Origin of the sequence: Roseobacter sp. HKCCA0882 (assembly GCF_037805225.1) — a bacterium.
In the GTDB taxonomy this organism is placed as follows: Bacteria; Pseudomonadota; Alphaproteobacteria; order Rhodobacterales; family Rhodobacteraceae; genus M30B80.
In genome coordinates this window covers 925106-945231 of record NZ_JBBLYI010000001.1, presented here as the reverse complement: position 1 = coordinate 945231, position 20126 = coordinate 925106, and the positions used below count along the sequence as shown (strand labels likewise).

The following is a 20126-nucleotide window of genomic DNA, read 5'->3' as shown; positions in this document are numbered from 1 at the left end:
CCCTTATTGGGGCGCGCGTTCCTGTTCACTCATCTGCCGCGCCCACATGGCCGCATAGCGGCCACCTGCTGCAACCAAATCTTCGTGACGGCCCCGTTCCACAACAACGCCTTTTTCAAGCACCATGACCAAATCTGCATCCACCACAGTCGACAGGCGATGCGCGATCATGATCACGCTGCGCCCTTGACCAAGCGCGCGCAATTGGCCCTGTATCTCGCGCTCGGTTTCCGTATCAAGCGCCGATGTCGCCTCATCGAGCAAAAGAATGGGGGGATCTTTCAACAAGGTGCGCGCAATCCCCACGCGCTGCTTTTCACCACCAGAGAGCTTTAAGCCTCTCTCCCCCACGATTGTCTCATAGCCTTCGGGCAGGCTTTCGATGAAATCATGGATTTTCGCGGATTTTGCGGCGGCCTCAACCTCGGCACGGGTGGCATTGGGACGGCCATAGGCGATGTTGTAGAAAATCGTATCATTGAACAAAACCGTGTCCTGCGGCACTACGCCAATGGCATCATGCAGCGAGCTTTGCGTCACCTTGGCGACATCTTGCCCGTCAATCACAATCTGGCCTTTTTGGGGATCGTAAAAGCGGAACAATAAGCGCCCAATGGTGGATTTTCCCGACCCAGACGGCCCAACCAGTGCCACGCTTTGACCCGCCTCTAGGGTGAAATCCACCCCGTGCAAAATCGCGCGCGTGCTTTCATAGGAAAAATCAATGGCGCGGAATTCCACTTTGCCACGGCTCACCTTCAGCTCTTGCGCATCAGCGGCATCATGCACATCGGCGGGCTGCTCAAGCAACGTGAATAATTCGCCCATATCAACCAAAGCCTGTCGAATTTCGCGATAGACTGTGCCCAAGAAATTCAATGGCATGGTGATTTGGATCATAAACGCGTTGACCATGACGAAATCGCCCACAGTCAAATCGCCCCGCTCAACCCCATGGGCCGCCATGATCATCACAATCACAAGACCCGTGGTGATGATCAATGATTGGCCGAAGTTTAGAAACCCGAGCGAGTAATTGGTCTTGATCGCCGCCTCTTCATAGCCCGCCATCGCGCGGTCATAACGCTGTGCCTCACGCTCTTCAGCGTTGAAATATTTCACGGTTTCAAAATTCAAAAGACTATCGACCGCCTTTTGATTGGCATCGGTGTCCTGATCATTCATTTGGCGGCGAATTTTGACACGCCATTCTGTCACCTTAAAGGTAAACCAAACATAGAGGGCAATGGTCACAATCAGAACCGCCAAATAGCTGATGTCAAACACCGTGGCGAGGATGATCCCCGTCAGAAGTAATTCAAGGACCAGCGGCCCGATTGAGAACAGCAAAAACCGCAAAAGAAAATCTACGCCCTTGACCCCGCGCTCGATAATGCGGCTTAGCCCGCCTGTGCGCCGCGTGATGTGAAACCGCATCGATAAGGCGTGGATATGGCGGAAGGTTTCAATCGCGATCATGCGCAGGGCGCGCTGCCCAACACGGGCAAAAATCACATCGCGCAATTGTTGAAAGCCAACATTTCCCGCGCGCGCGACCCCATAGGCCACTGTCAGGCCAACCGCCCCAAGGCCAAGAGCCCAAGCAGGGCTTGGGGCATCGCCCCCAAGCGCATCTACGGCGGCCTTATAGGCAAAAGGCCCCGCAACCGCGACCAATTTGGCAACCACCAAGGCGGCAAGGGCAAAGACAACCCGATATTTTACCCATGGCATCTCTTTGGGCCAGAGATAGGGCCCCACCTTGCGCAAGGTGATCATGCTAGAGGCGCGACTTTCAGGATCAATCGCTGGCCCGTTTGTATGTGGTGCTGTCATTATTTGGAGACTCGGATTTGGTCAGGTGACCCAAACGTAAAGAAGCGGGGCGCTGATGACCAGAGCCCCGCTTGAGCGATCCCGCCCCTACCCCCGCGACCTATTGCGCAGGGATGGTGAAGACCTGACCCGGATAAATCAAATCGGGATCCCGAATTTGGTCGCGGTTGGCATTGAAAATCTGAACATAATCAAAGCCAGACCCTAGCATATTTTCGGCAATTCCCCATAGCGTAAAGCCACGTTCAACTGTCACCACACGAATGGCGTTTTGCGCGCCACCTGCGGCATCCGCAATCTCAGCCGCAGCCTCGCGGATAAAGCTGGTTTCAGACCGCGCGATCACTGTGCCATCCGCGGCCAGTTGATCTATGCGCAGATCATAAGCACCTGCGGCAACATTGGCGACATCGGCGCGCCATGTGCCATCTTCGGCGCCTGTCACCTCAGCCACAAGCGCGTTGTTGAGGTAAACCCGCAAAGCAGCGCCGCTATCGGCACGCCCCGCAATTTGAACATCCCCCGCACTGGAATAGCTGACCGTGTCAATGCTGAGGGCCGCGCCATCGGTGCTGCCACCTTGCACTAGCGAAACCTCCTGCCCGTCTGATTGCAGAACGATGGGCGTTGTGGTGCTTTGGGTCACTGTTTCCGCCTCGTCTGTGGCCTCTGCAACAGTCACAGGCGCGGCAATTGGGGCCACGACCAAGGTTTGTGCTGCAGCCACCCGCGCACCTGTCTCATCGGTCGCTTCAACCGACAAAAGACGCGGACTGTCCGAAGGGGCAAGTTTGGACAAAAGCACGAAATTGCCGGCTCGATCCGCAGTAGCATCCGCGCTATCTACCCCATCCAGCAAAAGATAAATCTCGGCATTAGGCATCGAGCTGCCGGCGATCACGGTCATGCCATCGGGCGAGACACGGATAACATCCAAAACAGGCGCGGTCGTGACCACGGCCTCAGCCACATCAGCCGCCTCCTGCGCCGTAGAAGGTGTTTCGGGCGCAGTGGTTTCATCGCTCGCGGTTTCAGCAGCAGTGGTTTCTTCTGTGACCTCAGAGCTGACTTCTTCCGCAGCCGCTTCTACTGCGGTTTCAGAAGCAGCTGTTTCCTCTACGACCTCTGTACTGATTTCTTCCGATGCCACTTCTACTGCGGTTTCCGAAGCAGCGGTTTCCTCTGTAACCTCTGTACTAACTTCTTCCGCTGCCACTTCTTCTGCGGGCTCTGGCGCTGCCGTGCCGTTTGTGGCGTCATCTGCCGCGGCAGGCGCCTCTGCTACGGCCTCCTCACCAGCGCGGTCTTCGTTCACCACTTGCCAGCCCAAATAACCCAAAGCGGCGATGGCAAGGGCGATGATGCCCATCCCAAGCCCCGACAAGCCACCCGCAACTTTTGACCCGTTTGCCATATTTTCTACCTTCATGATCGCACCGCATTGCGAGCGTAAATATTTATCCCCAATCCGAAGGGCTTGCGCACATATTGCACCACGCTTAGTACCATCCGCAAGATGTTGCGAAACCTATCTGTCACAAAACTGCGCCACACTAACATCGCCGCAACAGTTGAGCCCTTTGTCGAACGCGGCTATCACAGAACCGACCCAATATGCAAAACCCAAAGGATAGGCCCGATGCGCGATTTTTCAGTTTGTGTTTTTTGTGGCGCGCGGGACGGGGCAAATCCCCTTTATGCAAAGGCCGCGCGCGACTTAGGCCTTGGGATTGCAAAGGCGGGAATGCGCCTTGTTTACGGGGCTGGTGATGTTGGGCTGATGGGGCATATCGCCCGCGCCGCGCAAGAAGCAGGTGGTGACACATTCGGGGTCATCCCAACCCATCTGATGGCCCGCGAGGTCGGCAAACGCGACCTGACGCGTTTTGTCATCACCGAGACAATGCATGAGCGCAAAAAGGTGATGTTCATGAATTGCGATGCGGTCGTGATGATGCCAGGCGGCGCTGGTAGCTTGGACGAGTTTTTTGAAGTGCTGACATGGCGGCAATTGGGACTCCATGATAAGCCCATTATCCTCATGAACACCGCAGGCTATTGGGACAGGTTGACCCATCTGTTGCACCATATGGTCACAGACGGCTTTGCCGATGCCAGCCTGTTGGGCTTTGTTGAAACGGTAGATACGCCTGCCGACACTTTGGCGCGGCTCTCTGCCTATCGCGCTGCCTGAGGGCGCATAGCCCCTACCGAATAGATTGCGAGTCCTGACCAGATCATTAGAAACGTAATTGTATGCCAAAGCGTCATAGCTTCGCCAAAAATGAAAACAGCCACGCTGAATTGTATTGTGGGATTAAGATATTGCACTAATCCGATTGTCGATAATGCAGTACGTTTCGAAGCATAAGAAAAAAGTATCATCGGTATAGCCGTCAGCGGCCCTGACAGTATCAATAAAATCAATTCTGTAAGGTCGGGAGAAAAGCCACTTTTGGTAGAATAGAGCCATGCAAGGTATGCCATAGCGAGTGGCATCAGTAGTGATACCTCTGCTGTCACCGAAACTACGGGTCCAGCAATTACGTGACGTTTAATTAAGCCATAAAAACCGAAGCTGAATGCCAAAATCAATGAAATCCAGGGCGCGACACCCAAGCCTAAGGTTAGTTGTACCACCGCAAGTCCCGCCAACGATACAGCGATCTTCTTTGATCTCGTAAACGGCTCTTTTAAAATGAATGCCCCAAGCGCTACGGCCACCAGCGGAAATATATAAAAACCGAGCGAACTTTGCATCAGATGGCCAAGATTTACCGAAACGATAAAAAAATACCAATTTGTTGAAACCAAAACTGCAGCAGCAAATACTTGAGATAACGAACGTTTGTTAGAAAGCACGACGCGCAATTCGCCAAGACGGGACTGGATTGATAAAACTATAACAAAGCAAACAGCTGACCATATCGTGCGGTGCGCAAGGACTTCTGAGGAAGTAATGTCCGACAGTAATTTATAATAAAGCGCGGAGAAGCCCCAAATCACGCAGGCCCCCACCATCGCCAAAACGCCTTTGGTGGCCTCTGTCATGAAGCATCGCCTTCGGTTCTGTGATTATGATCACATGTGAGGGGGGATTACGGGGGAGGTCAAGGGGGGCATTTGCGATCGATGCCCACCTTTGCATTAAATCTGACGAGAAAAGAAAAAACCCCCCGCTTTCGCGAGGGGTTATTGGTTCAATGAACGCTGCCTTCAAAGGGCTTAGCCCATCCGAGAGGCCACGTTTTCCCAATTCACGAGGTTGTTCAGGAAATTGTCCAAATAGGCAGGGCGCTTGTTGCGGTAGTCGATGTAATAGGAATGCTCCCACACATCGCAGCCCAACAGAGCCGTTTGACCAAAGCAGAGCGGGTTCACGCCGTTTTCGGTCTTGGTAACCTTAAGGCCGCCATCTTTGTCCTGCACCAACCAGCACCAGCCCGCACCAAACTGACCAGCGCCTGCGGCGGCGAAATCAGCCTTGAACTGATCAACCGAGCCAAAACTATCAACCAGTGCCTTTTCCAATTCCGATGGCATGGCCGACGAACCTGGTCCCATCATTTCCCAGAACTGCACATGGTTCCAATGCTGGCTTGCATTGTTGAAGATGCCGTTTTGGGCCACAGCGCCTGCCTGATAGGTGCCTGTGATGATTTCTTCAACAGATTTGCCTTCCCATTCGGTTCCTGCAATCAGCTTATTGCCATTATCGACATAGGCCTTGTGGTGCAGGTCGTGGTGAAATTCCAATGTCTCGGCCGACATCCCCTTTGCGGCAAGCGCATCATGGGCATAGGGCAGGTCAGGAAGTGTAAAAGCCATGGGTTTATCCCCTCGTCTCGCGGTTTCAATTTCTAGACCACAGATGGGGGGCATAGCCCCCAAAGGTCAAGGGGGGCAGATCAGAAATACCCCACCTCGCCACCTTTTGCGCCAGAGACACGTAGCAGGTCATAGACATATTGTTTGACCGAACGAAACGCAAAAAGCCGCGCTGTCTTTGGATCGGTCAACCAAACTGCGGCTGCCGCCTGTGCCACGCGACTGCGGCGCAATTCACCAACCCCAAAACTGTCGGGATGAAAATCCGCGGGCATCAGTTTGGCCAAACAATCGCGCAATGCGCCCGCTGTGGGTGCGGTGATCTCAAACACCGCGCGCGCATCGGACATATCGAGCGCCAAATGATGCAGCTTGGCCAATTTCTTGTCCAAACTGGCGACATGGGCAGCGCATTCCGCATAGGGGCACAGGATCATCACCTCGTCATGTGACATACATGCGACCCCATAGGCGCCCTTCTCAAGGATTGCGCGCGGGGCGGGCATGGCAAGGCCCGTGACGGCCTTGACCGCTGTCGCCACAGTTTTCTGGGACAGATCTGCGCGCAAGGTGATCATCCCTTGCAATGGCAGTTCGCTGACGCTGACATAAGGTGTTAGGGTGCTGAGATCAGACATTTTGCTTCTCCCCCTCGGGATCAAAGAAGATGGTCGAACAAATCCGTGCCTTGATCTGACCACCCTTACCATCAGTGAGATTCACCACCTCGCCCATGCGATCAGTGCCATTATGGAGCAGCGCCATCGCGATCCCGCGTTTCAGGGTTGGTGAATAATAGGTCGATGTCACCCGCCCTTGGACATTGTTCTGGCCATTGGCGTTTTTGCCTGCGCGGATCACATAGGCACCATCTGGCAGAACCCCACCATCCAGCGTCTCAAGACCGACCAATTTCCACCGATCAGGATTATCCATGAAACTCCGCGCCTGTGCGCGTTTCCCCAAATAATCCTCTTTCTTTTTGGAAATCGCCCAATCGAGGCCCAAATCCTGTGGGATGACCGTGCCATCAGTTTCATCCCCGATCATGATGAAGCCCTTTTCCGCCCGCATGACATGCAGCCCTTCGGTGCCATAGGGGGTGATGTTCCATTCTGCGCCCGCCTCAATCAGGCTTTTCCAGAAGTCCAATCCCTGACTTGCGGGGACAGCGATTTCAAAGGACAGCTCACCCGAGAAGGAAATGCGGAACACCCGCGCCTCAAACCCGCCGATTTTCGCATCTGTCCACGCCATAAAGGGCAAGGCTTCTGCCGACAAATCCGTGTCAGAGCCGAGCTTTTCCAAAAGCTTGCGCGCATTTGGGCCAACCACGGCCACCTGTGCCCATCTTTCGGTCACATTGGCCGTGTATACCTTAAAGTCCCACCATTCGCATTGCAGCCAATCTTCCATGTGCGCGTGGATGTGATCAGCCCCGCCTGTGGTGGTATGCACGAGGAACGTCTCTTCATCGAGACGCGCCACAACGCCGTCATCCATCAAAAAGCCGTTCTCATTGCACATAAGACCATAACGGCAGCGGCCCGGTTTCAGGGTGCTCATCATATTGGTGTAGAGCATATCCATGAACCGCCCCGCATCAGGACCTTTGACGATGATCTTGCCCAAGGTCGATGCATCAAGCAGACCAAGCGAGCCGCGGGTGGCATTGATCTCGCGGGTCACGGCTGCGTGGCGATCTTCGCCCGCCCGTGGATAGCAATAGGGGCGCCGCCACTGACCCACTGGCTCAAAATCAGCGCCATGTTCAGCGTGCCAGTCAAAGATCGGGGTGCGGCGCAGCGGTTGGAAAACCGCGCCACGCGCCTCGCCTGCGATGGCCCCCATGGAAATGGGCGTATAGGGTGGGCGGAAGGTGGTGGTTCCCACAGCAGGGATTTGCGCCTGAAGCGCATCAGCAAGCACCGCAAGGCCATTGATATTGCTAAGCTTTCCCTGATCAGTCGCCATACCCAATGTGGTATAGCGTTTGGTATGCTCAACGCTTTCATAGCCCTCGCGCGCGGCCAACTGAACGTCAGACACTTTCACATCGTTTTGGAAATCCAACCACATTTTTGCGCGTTTCTGAATGGACGCGCGGGCGGGCATGATCCAAATCGGGGCCAAGGTTCCCAATTCAGGCTCCACCACTTTGGGCAGGCGCGATTTCACCGCTTGGCTCGTGGCGGCCGCAACAGCCGCCTGCGCAGATTTCAACGAGGCCGCTGCGGTGGAATGCCCGTCTGCCGCCCCCGCCACGAAAACAAACCCTTCGCCATCATGGCTGAGCGGCGGGCGTGTAGGATCGGGGCGGAAACAGGCCTGTGCCTCGTCCCAAATCAGCTTGCCACCGCAATGTGACCACAGATGCACCACAGGCGACCATCCGCCCGACATGCCGACCGCATCACAGGCGATGACCTCGCCCGTGCTACCATCACTGTCTTGCGCGCAGATTTTTACGCCAGTGACGCGCTTGCCCCCTTGCGCCTCCGCAACGGCCATCCCCTGCTTTATCGCAATCCCTGCAGAACGGGCGGCTTCAATCAAATCGCCGGTCGCAGCGGGGCGTGGGTCGATAATGGCGGCAACCTCAAGACCCGCCTCTTTGGCGACCAAAGCACTGCGATAGCCATCATCATTATTGGTGGCAATCACGATACGCTTGCCCGCAGCCACACCGTAATTGACGATGTAATCGCGCAAGGCGCTCGCCAACATCACGCCCGGAATATCATTGCCTGCAAAAGACAGCGGGCGCTCGATTGCACCTGTCGCAGTGATGATGCGTGCGGCGCGAATGCGCCACAACCGATGACGGGGGGCATCAACGCTCGGCGCATGATCCGTCACGCGCTCATAGGCCAAGGCATAGCCGTGATCATAGACCCCTGCCCCCATAGTGCGGCTGCGCAAGGTGACATTCTTCATCTCGCCAAGGGCGGCCAATGTTGCGGTGATCCAGTCATCCGCAGATTTACCGCCCAATTCGATCCCATCGACAGGCGCGCGGCCACCCCAATGGGCGGTTTGCTCAACCAAAAGCACCCGCTTGCCTTGCTTGCCTGCGTCCAACGCAGCCTGAAGCCCTGCAATCCCACCGCCAATGATCAGAAGATCAACATGGGCGTAGAAATGCTCGTAACGATCTGCATCGCGATCTTTGGGGGCTTTGCCCAAACCCGCGGATTGGCGGATGATGGGTTCAAACACATGCTTCCAAAACGGGCGCGGGTGGATGAATGTCTTGTAATAAAAGCCCGCAGGTAAAAACCGCGCGAGGTAGTTATTCACCACGCCGATATCGTTCTCAAGGCTTGGCCAATGGTTTTGGCTTTGCGCCTGAAGTCCTTCGAACAATTCGGTGGTGGTCACGCGTTGGTTCGGCTCAAACCGCGCATCACGGCCCAAACCGACAAGCGCGTTTGGTTCTTCCGCGCCCGAGGCCACAATACCGCGCGGACGGTGATATTTGAACGAGCGGCCCACCAACATCTGGTCTTCCGCCAAAAGCGCAGAGGCAAGCGTGTCGCCCGCAAGCCCACGCATTTTCTGGCCGTTAAATTCAAAAGAAACCGTGCGGGCCTTGTCGATCAGACGGCCGCCTTGAGGCAAACGATGGCTCATGTCAGGCTCCAATCAGGGCGCTTTGCCTGTATCTTTGCAATAATCTCTTTGGGGGGTTCGGGCGTTTGTGCGCTATAGGTTCCAAACACCTCTAGGGTCGCGGTGCAGCGCGCCGCCAAGAACCATTTGCCACAGCCATATGTGTGCCGCCACCGTTCAAAATGCACGCCCTTTTGGTTGTGCCGCATGAACAAATAACCTTCAAAATCCTCATCCGAAGATCCTGGGCCAAAGCGTTTGAGATGCGCCTCACCGCCGGGAGAAAGTTCAGTTTCATCAGCGGAGACACCGCAATAGGGGCAGGTCAAAAGCAGCATAGCTGAACCTCGCTTTGGTAAATCTTAAACATCAAGGCAGGCATCAATGCGCCACCCCTGCGGCCACGCTTTCATCAATGAAGCGGCCCTCGCGGAAGCGGTTCAGGCCAAATTCATCGGCCAAAGGTGAATGCCCTTTGGCCATGAGTTCTGCCATCGCCCAGCCTGATCCGGGGATAGCTTTAAACCCGCCTGTGCCCCAACCGCAGTTGATAAAGCAATTCTCAACAGGGGTTTTCGAGATAATCGGGGAACGATCCCCCGTCATATCAACAATCCCCCCCCATTGGCGCAGCATCTTAAGGCGCGAAATCATCGGGAATGTCTCGACCAAGGCGCGCACTGTTTCCTCGATATGCTGGAAAGAGCCGCGTTGTGTGTAGTTGTTATAGCCATCTGCGCCGCCGCCAATGACCATTTCACCCTTGTCGGATTGGCTCATATAGCCATGCACCGTATTGGCCATAACTACCACATCCATGCAGGGCTTAATGGGTTCAGACACCAGCGCCTGCAGCGCAACCGATTCAATGGGCAGACGGAAGCCTGCCATATCGGCCACATGGCTGGAATGACCCGCCACCACGATGCCCAATTTGTTGCACCCAATGCGGCCCTTGGTGGTTTCAATCGCGCTGACTGCGCCATTTTCGCGGTGGATGGCTGTGACCTCGCATTGTTGGATGATGTCCATCCCCATCGCGGAACAGGCCCGCGCATAGCCCCATGCCACCGCATCATGGCGCGCCGTGCCGCCGCGCGCCTGCCACAGACCGCCCAAAACAGGATAACGCGGCCCCTCAAGATGGATGATCGGGCAAAGTTCTTTGACCTCGCGCGGAGTGATGAAGCGTGTCTCAACGCCCTGCAGCGAATTTGCATGTGCTGTGCGCAAATAGCCACGCTTTTCATGCTCGGTCTGCGCCAACATGATCACGCCGCGCGGGCTGAACATGATGTTATAATTCAAATCTTGGCTCAGGGTTTCATACAGACTGCGCGATTTCTCATAGATCGCGGCAGATGGGTCTTGGAGATAGTTCGAGCGAATGATCGTGGTGTTGCGCCCCGTGTTCCCGCCGCCAAGCCAGCCCTTTTCAATCACCGCCACATTGGTGATGCCAAAATTCTTACCCAAATAGTAGGCCGTGGCCAAACCATGGCCGCCTGCGCCGATGATGATCGCGTCATACTGGGCCTTTGGTGTTGGGTTGCGCCACGCGCGTTCCCAACCTTGGTGATATCCCAATGCCTCTTTGACGATGGCAAAGACAGAATAGTGGCGCATGGCGAAAGACACTCCTGAAAACTTGCCCCTGTTTGGCCCTGTTCGGGACGCAAAAGGATACTGCGGGCGGCATATTTGCGCGCAAAAACGACCAGATGCAAAACGCAATTCTTGCATTTCTTGCCCCGCTTTGCGGGCCTGCGCAAGATGGTCGCGGCTTTGTGTCACGATTATCCTTTTGATCTGCGGGCCAAGGGCTTACATCTGGGCCAAGACGACATTTCGCGGGAGAATAGGCTTGATGGTTTTCTGGATCGCAACTGCTGCAATTTCTGTGGCAGCTATCTTGATTTTGCTGCGTGCTTTTCTGCGCGGCGTATCCGCGACAACCCCAACCGAAGCCTATGATGTGCAGGTCTATCGCGACCAATTGCAGGAACTTGAGCGCGATGAAGCGCGTGGCGTGCTATCGCCCCAAGATGCAGAACGCGCCCGCGCCGAAGTTTCGCGCCGCCTGATTGAGGCAGATCGCGCCCTGCAAGCGGCCCAAGAGGCGGAAACGGGCCTTACCCATGGCAAGGTTTTGATCCCTGTGGGTTTGGTTGCGACATTGGCCCTTGCGGTCTTGGTCTATGCGCAATTGGGGGTGCCCAATTATCCGGATATGCCGATTGCAAACCGCATTGAGCGCATCGAAGAAAATCGCGCCACCCGCCCATCACAGGCCGAGGCGGTGGCCGAGGCTTCGGTGTCGGCCCGCCCCACAATCCCTGAAAACCCTGAACTTGAGGCCTTGGTTGAACGTTTGCGCGCGATAATGGCCGAGCGGCGCGATGACCCAACAGGATGGCGCCTCTTGGCGGAAAACGAGTTGCGCCTTGGTAATTTCGAGGCTGCCGTTGCCGCGCAAGAACAGCTTGTCGGCCTGCTTGCCCCAGAAAGCCCCGAGGGTGTGGCCGCAAGGGCCAATCTGGCCGAAATGATGATTTTGGCGGCGGGTGGGTATGTTTCGCCCGAGGTCGAGGCCGTGTTGACCGACACCATCGCGCAAGAGCCGCGCAATGGAACCGCGCGCTATTACATGGGCCTCATGTATGCCCAAGGGGGCCGCCCTGATCTGGCTTATACAATCTGGCGCACTCTTTTGGCCGAAAGCACGCCTGATGCACCATGGCTCGAACCTATCCGTTTGCAGATTGAAGAAGTGGCCTTTCTTGCGGGTGATGCCATCAATGTGGATGACCTGCCTCAACCCCGCCGTGAAGACGCCCCTCTTCGCGGCCCCGATGCCGCGCAAATGGAAGCCGCAGGTCAAATGAGCGCCGAAGATCGCGCTGCAATGATTGAAGGCATGGTTGGCAATTTATCGGTCCGTTTGGCCAATGAGGGTGGCACTGTTGAAGAATATGCACAGCTGATTACGGCCTTGGGGGTTTTGGGCCGCCTTGATGAGGCGCGCACAATTCTGGCTGAGGCGCGCGCAAATTTTGCGGGCCAAGACGGCGCTGCGGCAGTGCTCGACAATGCTGAGGCAGGCCTGCCCCAATGACCGAGGGTTTTGTCGACCTTCACGACTTTGCAGCGGCCACCGCGCCGCCTGCCGCGATTTTGGGTTTGGATTTTGGCACCAAAACCATTGGCATTGCCATCAGCGATTTGTTCCAAAGCGTTGCAACCCCGTTGGTCACAATCAAGCGCGAGAAATTCACCCAAGACGCCGCAGAATTGGCAAAACTGGTGGCGGCACGGGATATTCGCGGCCTCATCCTTGGCCTGCCCCGCAATATGGATGGCAGCGAAGGCCCCCGCGCCCAATCGACCCGCGCTTTTTTGCGCAATATTGGCCGATTTGAGGGGCTGTCGCATTTGCCCGCCGCGTTTTGGGATGAAAGATTATCCACTGTGGCCGCCGAAAGGGCGCTTTTAGAGGCGGATACGTCCCGAAAACGTCGCGCCGAGGTGATTGATGCGGTCGCCGCAAGTTATATATTGCAAGGATCACTGGATCGCATGCGGGTGATCCGCAGCGCAGAATAGAGGCAGGGCAGGCAATGGTGGACGAGGTTTGGTCGCGCGAAGAAATTGCTTCGCCTTGCATAAAAATCTGCCTTGTTCATCCGACCGAACGGATTTGCACAGGATGCTATCGCACGATTGATGAAATCAGCACATGGGGCCGCAAGTCACCCGAAGAACGCGCTGACATCATGAAGGCCCTGCCAAGCCGTGCAAATCTTTTGAGCAAGCGCCGTGGCGGGCGCGCGGCACGGGTGAAGAGCTAGGCAGGCTCACGCATCATCTGCATCGCGCGCGCAATCACCTTGGGGCTTGCATCGGCTGTTTGTGCCTCGGTCGACAAAATACGCCGCCATGCGCGCGCGCCAGGCTGCCCCGCAAATAGCCCCAAGATATGACGCGTCACATGATGCAACCGCCCGCCTTGGGTGATATGGCGCTCGGCATAGGGGATCATCGCCTCAGCCACCTCATGCGCCGACAGCACTGTGCGCGGGTCATCAAAAATCACTGCATCCGCGTGGCCCAAGATCACATAGGGGCTATGATAGGCCGCGCGCCCAACCATCACCCCATCAAGACCATCCCTAAAGTGGGATGCGACCGCGTCTAGATCCTCAACACCGCCATTGATTGATAGATGCAGGTTCGGAAATTCTTCCTTCATGCGCCGCACCAAGGCGTAATCAAGCGGCGGGATGGTGCGGTTTTCCTTGGGGCTTAGCCCCTCAAGCCACGCTTTGCGTGCGTGAATTGTCAGACGCCTGACCCCTGCCTCTGCCATCTGTTTCAAAAAGGCGGGCAAAATCTCGGTGGGGTTTTGATCATCCACCCCGATGCGGCATTTCACAGTCACCTCGACAGTCGCAGCATCCTGCATGGCCCGCACGCAATCAGCAACAAGCTGAGGGGTCTTCATCAAAACCGCCCCAAAACAGCCCGATTGCACCCGATCAGACGGGCACCCCACGTTGAGATTGATCTCATCATACCCATAGGGCGCAGCAATTTTCACCGCCTGCGCCAATTCAAAAGGATCAGAGCCCCCCAATTGCAGCGCAACGGGATGCTCGGCCGCATCATAGGTCAAATGCCGTGAAGCCTCCCCATTCACCAAAGCGGCGGAGGTCACCATTTCGGTATAAAGCAAAGCGTGACGCGACATCAGACGATGGAAATAACGACAATGCCGATCCGTCCAATCCATCATGGGCGCCACGCTGAGGCGGGCATTATGGGTGAGGATCTGGGTCACATCATTACCGCGTTGGTGGTGGGGCCTACCAATATGCGGGGTTTCGCAAGGCAGGCGCGCAGGTTGCGGAGCCTTCTAGCGGTAAAATTGGGGCCTTTGTCAAGGATTGTGCAATCCACCCTTGCGGTTGGCTTAACGGGTAAGGTGCGGGCAAAACCACAGGGTCAATGGCCGCAAACCCCGTTTTTCCGTAAAACGCAGGGTCACCATATGTCACCACGATATCGCCCACCAACTGTGACAGGGCGCAGGCAATCAACCCCTGCCCCACGCCCTGCCCCTGATGGTTTGGCAATACCGCCATTGGCGAGAGTAAGAACACAATCCTACTCGTCTGCGGAAAATAGAGCCGCGTGAAAATCACCGCGCCCACGCACAGATCGCCCTCATGAGCGGTAAAGGCGGCAATGTCATTTTCTGGGGTAGTTTTGATCAAGTCAGCGGCGAGTGCTGATACAAATCCCCCCTCCTCCGCCCCTTCAGAGGCGGTGAAGCTTTTTAAAAACACATCCGCAAAGGTGGCGGGATCAGGATTTATGGCACGGCTATACTGCATGTCTGGCAGAGTTAGCATCGGCCATCACGAACTCAAGCCAAAATGCGACTTTGCCCTCTGGGCTTGGCAAGTTCGGCTTTTGCCCCTAAAACCCGCCCGAACAGCATAGGGGGCGCACTGGCCCCTCGCGGCCAAAATCAACGCTTGATCACGCTGATCGGACATGACCCCGCCTTGGCATTCCAAGGCCGGCAAGGGACTAGATTTGATGATATCTCTCGCGCATTACCGCCATGAATGGACGCATAATATCCGTGGCGATCTTTTGTCAGGATTGGTTGTGGCCTTGGCCCTGATCCCTGAGGCAATCGCCTTTTCCATCATTGCGGGTGTTGACCCCAAAGTAGGTCTTTACGCCAGTTTCTCCATCGCTGTGATTTGCGCAATCACAGGCGGGCGACCTGGCATGATTTCGGCGGCCACCGCCGCCACCGCCGTTTTGATGGTGACCTTGGTGCGCGATCACGGGCTGCAATATCTCTTGGCGGCCACTGTTTTGGCGGGCCTTTTGCAAATCATGGCGGGTCTTTTACGGCTTGGCTATGTGATGCGCTTTGTTTCAAAATCCGTCATGACGGGCTTTGTGAACGCCTTGGCCATTTTGATCTTCATGGCGCAATTGCCCGAACTTGACCCGCGCAATGTGCCGATTTTGACCTATCCCTTGGTCGCGGCGGGGCTTGCGATCATCTATCTATTTCCGCGCCTGACGCGGACTGTTCCATCGCCCCTTGTCACGATCATCGTGTTGACGGCGCTATGTGTCTTCATGGGGTGGGATGTGCGCACCGTAGGCGATATGGGGCAATTGCCTGACACGCTGCCTGTATTTTTGATCCCTGATATCCCGCTGACTTTTGAAACATTGCAGATCATTTTCCCGTATTCACTCGCCGTTGCGGTTGTGGGCCTGTTGGAAAGCCTGATGACACAGCAGATTGTGGATGATCTGACCGACACAGCGTCAGATCGCAATCAAGAATGCATCGGCCAAGGTCTGGCCAATTCTGCCACCGGGTTCATCGGCGGGATGGCGGGCTGCGCCATGATCGGGCAGTCGATTATCAATGTAAAATCAGGCGGGCGCGGACGGCTTTCGACCTTTGTGGCGGGAATTTTCTTGTTGATCCTCTGCGTCTCGCTTGGTGACATCGTGGCAATTATCCCCATGCCCGCCTTGGTCGCGATTATGATCATGGTGTCGATTGGCACATTTTCATGGTCATCCATCACCAATTTGCGCGAGCATCCCAAATCCTCCTCTATCGTGATGTTGGCGACTGTGTTCTTTGTGATTTACACGCACAACCTTGCGATTGGCGTTTTGGTCGGGGTGCTTCTGTCTGGCATTTTCTTTGCGTGGAAAATCTCGCAGCTCTTTCGCGTTACATCGAGCATCACCGCCGATGGACGCCATCGCAACTATCGGATTGAAGGCCAGCTTTTCTTTGCCTCCTCCGAAGATTTCATGAAGGCCTTTGATTTCCGCGAAGCCTTGGATCGTGTCACCATTGATCTAACCCATGCCCATATCTGGGATATTTCATCCGTAGCAGCCTTGGATATGGCGATTTTGAAATTCCGCCGTGAGGGTGCTGAGGTTGAGGTCATCGGCTTAAACGAGGCCTCAGAGACCATCGTTGATAAACTTGCCATTCATGACAAACCTGGCGCCTTGGATGCGCTGACGGGCCATTGAGGGGATTGTGTGATGACCGATAAACCAAACCTGATGGCGCTTGTGGATGCCTCGGCCTATTCCGAAAGCCTGTGCCATTACGCAGCATGGATCGCGGGGCAGAACGCGTGGAAGGTCAAGCTTTATCATATCTTGGGTCGCCGGTCGGGGCATGATCGGGGGGATTATAGCGGCGCAATTCGACTTGGTGCGCGCAGCCGCCTTTTGGCCGAGCTGTCACAAATGGACGAAGCCCGCGCGAAATTGGCCCAAGAGCAAGGACGCGCTGTGCTAGAGGATGCCGCCGCCCTTATCAGCGCCGAGGGGGTCGATGTCGAAACCCGCCTGCGGCAGGGGGATCTTGTCGATACGGTGGCTGACAAAGAACAAGCGGCTGAAATGATCATGATCGGCAAACGTGGCGAAGCTGCAAGCCACGCCATGGCGCATCTGGGGTCAAACCTTGAACGGATATTGCGCAGCGCTCACCGCCCCGTATTCATCGCCAATCGCAGCTTTGCCCCTATTTCAAAACTTTTGATCGCATTTGATGGTGGGGCCTCTGCCATAAAGGCAGTCGATTATGTCGCCACTTTGCCCGCGTTTTCAAAGCGCGCCGTCACTTTGGTTTTTGCGGGAACACCAAGCGCCGAACAAGTCACGGCGCTTGAGGCGGCAAAAAATCGTCTGACCGCGGCAGGCATGGGCGCTGACATCCTGATCGAGGCGGGCGAGCCCGAGCACCTGCTTGCGCGGCTCTGTGACAGTGACAGCAGCAGTGGCGCCGCCCATGATCTCTTGGTGATGGGGGCCTATGGCCACAGCCGTGTGCGCCAATTGATGATCGGCTCAACCACCACGCAAATGATCCAATCCTGCAAGGCCCCCGTTTTGGTCATGCGGTAACGCCCCTCTCAAATGGGTGTGAGGGAAAGAAATAAGACTAGGCGCGCGCGGGATTCTTCGTCAAAAGCGGTGAAACGCTGTCGAATGAGGCTAAGGGGACCACGATGAAAAAACGCGCTATAGCCGCATTTTTGGTGGTGCTGATTGTCTTGGGGTTTTGGGCTCTATCCGCGCTTGATTTATCCCTTGAGGGGCTGCGCGGCTTTGTGGATGGCGCGCAAATGTGGCGCGACCAAAATGCGGGGCTTTTGTGGGGCCTCTATTTCCTGATCTATTTGGCGGTCACCGCGCTGTCTTTGCCCTTGGCGGTTTGGATGACCTTGGGGGCTGGCGCAACTTTCGGTTTTTGGTCGGCGTTGTTAATGGTGTCCTTTGCCGCATCCCTTGGGGCGACCTTGGCCTTTCTCACCGCCCGCTATCTGGCGCGAGATTGGGTTATGGCCCGATTTGGCGCGCGGCTTGAGGGGGTCAATCGCGGGCTTGCACAAAATGGGGCCTTTTACCTCTTTACCTTGCGCCTTGTGCCTATTGTGCCCTTTTTCGTAGTTAATCTGGTGATGGGCCTATCGCCGATGAGGGCCTTGACCTTTTACGGGGTAAGCCAAGTGGGGATGGTTGCAGGAACGGCTGTTTATGTGAACGCCGGGACGCAATTGGCAACGATCACAGCCGTTGCTGATATCCTGTCGCCCGCGCTGATTGGGTCTTTTGCAGCGCTTGGCCTTTTTCCATGGATTGCAAAATTTGCGATTGCGCGCATCAAACGCTATCGCGCATATCGCCCCTATACGCGCCCTGCCCGTTTTGATCGCAATCTGATCGTGATTGGCGCAGGCGCAGCTGGTCTTGTTTCGGCCTATATCGCCGCTGCGGTCAAGGCCAAGGTCACCTTGGTTGAGGCCGGAGAAATGGGGGGGGATTGCCTCAATTTTGGCTGCGTCCCCTCTAAGGCGTTGGTCAAATCTGCCAAGCGCGCCCATGACATTGCCCATGCCGAGGAATACGGCCTCATCGCAGCGCCCCCCAAGGTGGATTTCCCGCGCATCATGGCCCGCATTCATGAGGTGATTGAAACCATCGCACCCCATGACAGCGCAGAGCGCTACGCGGGTTTGGGGGTTGAAGTGATCAAAGGCTATGCCCGCATCCGTGACCCTTGGCATGTTGAGATCACGCAAAATGATGGCAGCGTTGCGACCTTATCCACCCGCGCGATCATCGTGGCCACGGGCGCATCCCCGACCATCCCCCCCATCACGGGACTGTCCGATGTGCCCTATCTGACCTCTGACACATTGTGGTCAGAGATGAAAACCCGTGAAACCGCCCCACAATCCATGGTGGTTTTAGGGGGTGGGCCGATTGGCTGCGAATTGGCGCAAAGCTTCGCACGGCTTGGGGTTCAGGTCACGCAAATCGAACGCGCGCCGCGGCTTTTGGCGCGCGAAGATGAGGAGGTCAGCGCCGCCCTTCTTGCCGCGATAGAGGGCGATGGGGTTGCCGTCAAAACAGGCTCCACGGCGCAATCCGTGAGCCTTGCGGGTGATCAGATTGCCGTGGAAATCGAAGGGCCAGAGGGCCGTGAGGTGATCCTTGCCGATGATCTTTTGGTGGCAGTCGGGCGCAGCCCGCGCCTGACGAGATTTGGCCTTGAAGAATTGGGGATTGTCACAGATCGCAAGGTCGACACGAATGACTATTTGCAAACCCTTTTCCCCAACATCCTCGCCGCAGGCGATGTCGCAGGCCCTTATCAATTCACCCATACGGCAAGCCACGAGGCCTATTACGCCGCCGTAAACGCGCTGTTTGGGGATATTAAGCGCAGCAAAGCCGATTATCGCACCATTCCTTTTGCGATTTTTACCGATCCCGAAATCGCCCGCGTTGGCCTGTCCGAAGCCGAGGCCCGAACCAAGGGCGTGGCCTATGAGGTCACGCGCTATGATCTCGATGATCTTGACCGCGCCATTGCCGATGGCACCAGAAAGGGGTTTGTAAAGGTGCTGACCGCAAAAGGCAGTGACCGCATTCTTGGGGCCACAATCATCGGGGCCGAGGCGGGAAATCTCTTGGCCGAATTCACCTTAGCCATGAAACACGGGCTTGGGCTGAACAAAATCTTGGGCACCATTCACATTTATCCAACCCTCGCAGAGGCGAATAAATATGTCGCGGGGAATTGGCGCAAAGCACGCGTGAACCCCCGCGCCCTTGCGCTGCTGCAGCGGTTTCACACCTGGAGGTTGGGAAAATGATCGATGCCCGCCTATTGCCCCTGCAACGCCGCCTGACCCGCCCCTTTGCCGAAGCCTTGCACAAGGCTGCTATCAGTGCAGATCAAATCAGTTTGTTTGGCTTTGCTCTGGGGCTATGCGCCCTGCCCGCGCTTGCCATGGGGCACTTTGGGTTGGGTCTTATGTTCATCCTGCTCAACCGCCTTTGTGACGGGTTGGATGGGGCTGTGGCGCGGATCGCGGGGCCAACAGATCGGGGCGCGTTTTTGGATATCGCGCTTGATTTTCTCTTTTATGCCAGCATCCCGCTAGGGTTTGCGCTGTTTGATCCGAGCCGTAACGCCCTGCCTGCTGCGCTGCTGTTGGCCAGTTTCATTGGCACGGGCGTTTCATTTATGGCTTATGCGGTAATTGCCGCCAAACGCGGATTGCACTCTTCAGCCTTCCCGCAAAAAGGGTTCTATTACTTGGGCGGCCTGACCGAAGGTGCCGAAACGATTACCGCATTTGTGATCTTTTGCTTTTTCCCCATGGCCTTCCCCGCCTTTGCGTTTATTTTTGCGGCGGCCTGCGCCATTACAACACTCACCCGCCTCATCGCGGCATGGGTGGCTTTTTCACCGAACACGCATTGAG

Annotated in this window: 18 protein-coding genes; 8 read left to right on the top strand and 10 right to left on the bottom strand. The window is 56.0% G+C overall.

Annotation, left to right across the window (positions count from 1 at the left end; translation table 11 throughout):
* Positions 1-3: 3 nt before the first annotated feature.
* Together AAC622_RS04920 and AAC622_RS04915 are read right to left on the bottom strand one after the other, a co-directional pair.
* Positions 4-1779 carry an ABCB family ABC transporter ATP-binding protein/permease gene (locus AAC622_RS04920; protein ID WP_340261437.1) on the bottom strand — a complete coding sequence of 592 codons (1776 nt, stop codon included), beginning with the start codon at positions 1777-1779 and terminating at the stop codon, positions 4-6.
* 157 nt (positions 1780-1936) lie between these two features.
* Positions 1937-3265 carry a LysM peptidoglycan-binding domain-containing protein gene (locus AAC622_RS04915; protein ID WP_340260624.1) on the bottom strand — a complete coding sequence of 443 codons (1329 nt, stop codon included), beginning with the start codon at positions 3263-3265 and terminating at the stop codon, positions 1937-1939.
* A 210-nt stretch (positions 3266-3475) separates the two neighbouring features.
* Here AAC622_RS04915 and AAC622_RS04910 point away from each other — a divergent pair, with 210 nt between their 5' ends.
* A complete protein-coding gene (locus AAC622_RS04910; RefSeq protein ID WP_340251129.1) occupies positions 3476-4030 on the top strand; it encodes an LOG family protein in 555 nt (184 codons plus the stop codon).
* On the opposite strand, the gene rarD is transcribed toward AAC622_RS04910, so the two are convergent.
* The 6 genes from rarD to AAC622_RS04880 form a co-directional block, all read right to left on the bottom strand.
* On the bottom strand, positions 4015-4887 hold the full coding sequence (gene rarD / locus AAC622_RS04905; RefSeq protein ID WP_340260623.1) for an EamA family transporter RarD: 873 nt from the start codon (positions 4885-4887) through the stop codon (positions 4015-4017). The genes AAC622_RS04910 and rarD overlap by 16 nt on opposite strands.
* A gap of 174 nt (positions 4888-5061) precedes the next feature.
* Positions 5062-5664: a superoxide dismutase gene (locus AAC622_RS04900; protein ID WP_340251125.1), complete on the bottom strand. Its 603-nt coding sequence runs from the start codon at positions 5662-5664 to the stop codon at positions 5062-5064.
* Between the two features lie 80 nt (positions 5665-5744).
* The gene (locus tag AAC622_RS04895; RefSeq protein WP_340260622.1) at positions 5745-6302 is read right to left on the bottom strand and encodes a sarcosine oxidase subunit gamma; all 558 of its coding nucleotides are present in this window, start codon (positions 6300-6302) and stop codon (positions 5745-5747) included.
* Positions 6295-9297, bottom strand: coding sequence for a sarcosine oxidase subunit alpha family protein (locus tag AAC622_RS04890; RefSeq protein ID WP_340260621.1), 3003 nt, complete (start codon positions 9295-9297; stop codon positions 6295-6297). Before AAC622_RS04890 ends, AAC622_RS04895 begins: the two co-directional genes overlap by 8 nt.
* Positions 9294-9614: a sarcosine oxidase subunit delta gene (locus AAC622_RS04885; protein ID WP_317654691.1), complete on the bottom strand. Its 321-nt coding sequence runs from the start codon at positions 9612-9614 to the stop codon at positions 9294-9296. The genes AAC622_RS04890 and AAC622_RS04885 overlap by 4 nt, the downstream gene beginning before the upstream one ends.
* A 43-nt stretch (positions 9615-9657) precedes the next feature.
* On the bottom strand, positions 9658-10902 hold the full coding sequence (locus AAC622_RS04880; RefSeq protein ID WP_317654692.1) for a sarcosine oxidase subunit beta family protein: 1245 nt from the start codon (positions 10900-10902) through the stop codon (positions 9658-9660).
* 241 nt (positions 10903-11143) lie between these two features.
* Between AAC622_RS04880 and ccmI the strand changes: the two genes are divergently transcribed.
* From ccmI to AAC622_RS04865, 3 genes are read left to right on the top strand one after another with little or no spacing between them, the layout of a single operon-like run.
* Positions 11144-12391, top strand: coding sequence for a c-type cytochrome biogenesis protein CcmI (ccmI, locus tag AAC622_RS04875; RefSeq protein WP_340260619.1), 1248 nt, complete (start codon positions 11144-11146; stop codon positions 12389-12391).
* On the top strand, positions 12388-12879 hold the full coding sequence (ruvX, locus tag AAC622_RS04870; protein ID WP_340260618.1) for a Holliday junction resolvase RuvX: 492 nt from the start codon (positions 12388-12390) through the stop codon (positions 12877-12879). Before ccmI ends, ruvX begins: the two co-directional genes overlap by 4 nt.
* A gap of 14 nt (positions 12880-12893) precedes the next feature.
* Positions 12894-13124, top strand: a complete 231-nt coding sequence (locus AAC622_RS04865; RefSeq protein ID WP_340260617.1) for a DUF1289 domain-containing protein — start codon at positions 12894-12896, stop codon at positions 13122-13124.
* On the opposite strand, the gene dusA is transcribed toward AAC622_RS04865, so the two are convergent.
* A complete protein-coding gene (gene dusA, locus AAC622_RS04860) occupies positions 13121-14113 on the bottom strand; it encodes a tRNA dihydrouridine(20/20a) synthase DusA (RefSeq protein ID WP_340260616.1) in 993 nt (330 codons plus the stop codon). The genes AAC622_RS04865 and dusA overlap by 4 nt on opposite strands.
* Before the next feature lie 25 nt (positions 14114-14138).
* A complete protein-coding gene (locus AAC622_RS04855) occupies positions 14139-14687 on the bottom strand; it encodes a GNAT family N-acetyltransferase (RefSeq protein ID WP_340260615.1) in 549 nt (182 codons plus the stop codon).
* A 190-nt stretch (positions 14688-14877) separates the two neighbouring features.
* On the opposite strand from AAC622_RS04855, the gene AAC622_RS04850 reads away from it, so the two are divergent.
* The 4 genes from AAC622_RS04850 to AAC622_RS04835 all read left to right on the top strand — a co-directional run bounded on the left by AAC622_RS04850 (position 14878) and on the right by AAC622_RS04835 (position 20125).
* On the top strand, positions 14878-16368 hold the full coding sequence (locus tag AAC622_RS04850) for a SulP family inorganic anion transporter (protein WP_340260614.1): 1491 nt from the start codon (positions 14878-14880) through the stop codon (positions 16366-16368).
* Between the two features lie 12 nt (positions 16369-16380).
* On the top strand, positions 16381-17253 hold the full coding sequence (locus tag AAC622_RS04845; RefSeq protein ID WP_340260613.1) for a universal stress protein: 873 nt from the start codon (positions 16381-16383) through the stop codon (positions 17251-17253).
* Between the two features lie 104 nt (positions 17254-17357).
* On the top strand, positions 17358-19511 hold the full coding sequence (locus AAC622_RS04840; RefSeq protein WP_340260611.1) for an FAD-dependent oxidoreductase: 2154 nt from the start codon (positions 17358-17360) through the stop codon (positions 19509-19511).
* Positions 19508-20125 carry a CDP-alcohol phosphatidyltransferase family protein gene (locus AAC622_RS04835; RefSeq protein ID WP_340260610.1) on the top strand — a complete coding sequence of 206 codons (618 nt, stop codon included), beginning with the start codon at positions 19508-19510 and terminating at the stop codon, positions 20123-20125. The genes AAC622_RS04840 and AAC622_RS04835 overlap by 4 nt, the downstream gene beginning before the upstream one ends.
* Position 20126: the final 1 nt, after the last annotated feature.

Coding starts and splice junctions, on each gene's coding strand:
- AAC622_RS04920 (WP_340261437.1), bottom strand. CDS start 1,779: ATGATCACCTTGCGCAAGGTGGGGCCCTATCTCTGGCCCAAAGAGATG.
- AAC622_RS04915 (WP_340260624.1), bottom strand. CDS start 3,265: ATGAAGGTAGAAAATATGGCAAACGGGTCAAAAGTTGCGGGTGGCTTG.
- AAC622_RS04910 (WP_340251129.1), top strand. CDS start 3,476: ATGCGCGATTTTTCAGTTTGTGTTTTTTGTGGCGCGCGGGACGGGGCA.
- rarD (WP_340260623.1), bottom strand. CDS start 4,887: ATGACAGAGGCCACCAAAGGCGTTTTGGCGATGGTGGGGGCCTGCGTG.
- AAC622_RS04900 (WP_340251125.1), bottom strand. CDS start 5,664: ATGGCTTTTACACTTCCTGACCTGCCCTATGCCCATGATGCGCTTGCC.
- AAC622_RS04895 (WP_340260622.1), bottom strand. CDS start 6,302: ATGTCTGATCTCAGCACCCTAACACCTTATGTCAGCGTCAGCGAACTG.
- AAC622_RS04890 (WP_340260621.1), bottom strand. CDS start 9,297: ATGAGCCATCGTTTGCCTCAAGGCGGCCGTCTGATCGACAAGGCCCGC.
- AAC622_RS04885 (WP_317654691.1), bottom strand. CDS start 9,614: ATGCTGCTTTTGACCTGCCCCTATTGCGGTGTCTCCGCTGATGAAACT.
- AAC622_RS04880 (WP_317654692.1), bottom strand. CDS start 10,902: ATGCGCCACTATTCTGTCTTTGCCATCGTCAAAGAGGCATTGGGATAT.
- ccmI (WP_340260619.1), top strand. CDS start 11,144: ATGGTTTTCTGGATCGCAACTGCTGCAATTTCTGTGGCAGCTATCTTG.
- ruvX (WP_340260618.1), top strand. CDS start 12,388: ATGACCGAGGGTTTTGTCGACCTTCACGACTTTGCAGCGGCCACCGCG.
- AAC622_RS04865 (WP_340260617.1), top strand. CDS start 12,894: ATGGTGGACGAGGTTTGGTCGCGCGAAGAAATTGCTTCGCCTTGCATA.
- AAC622_RS04855 (WP_340260615.1), bottom strand. CDS start 14,687: ATGCTAACTCTGCCAGACATGCAGTATAGCCGTGCCATAAATCCTGAT.
- AAC622_RS04850 (WP_340260614.1), top strand. CDS start 14,878: ATGATATCTCTCGCGCATTACCGCCATGAATGGACGCATAATATCCGT.
- AAC622_RS04845 (WP_340260613.1), top strand. CDS start 16,381: ATGACCGATAAACCAAACCTGATGGCGCTTGTGGATGCCTCGGCCTAT.
- AAC622_RS04840 (WP_340260611.1), top strand. CDS start 17,358: ATGAAAAAACGCGCTATAGCCGCATTTTTGGTGGTGCTGATTGTCTTG.
- AAC622_RS04835 (WP_340260610.1), top strand. CDS start 19,508: ATGATCGATGCCCGCCTATTGCCCCTGCAACGCCGCCTGACCCGCCCC.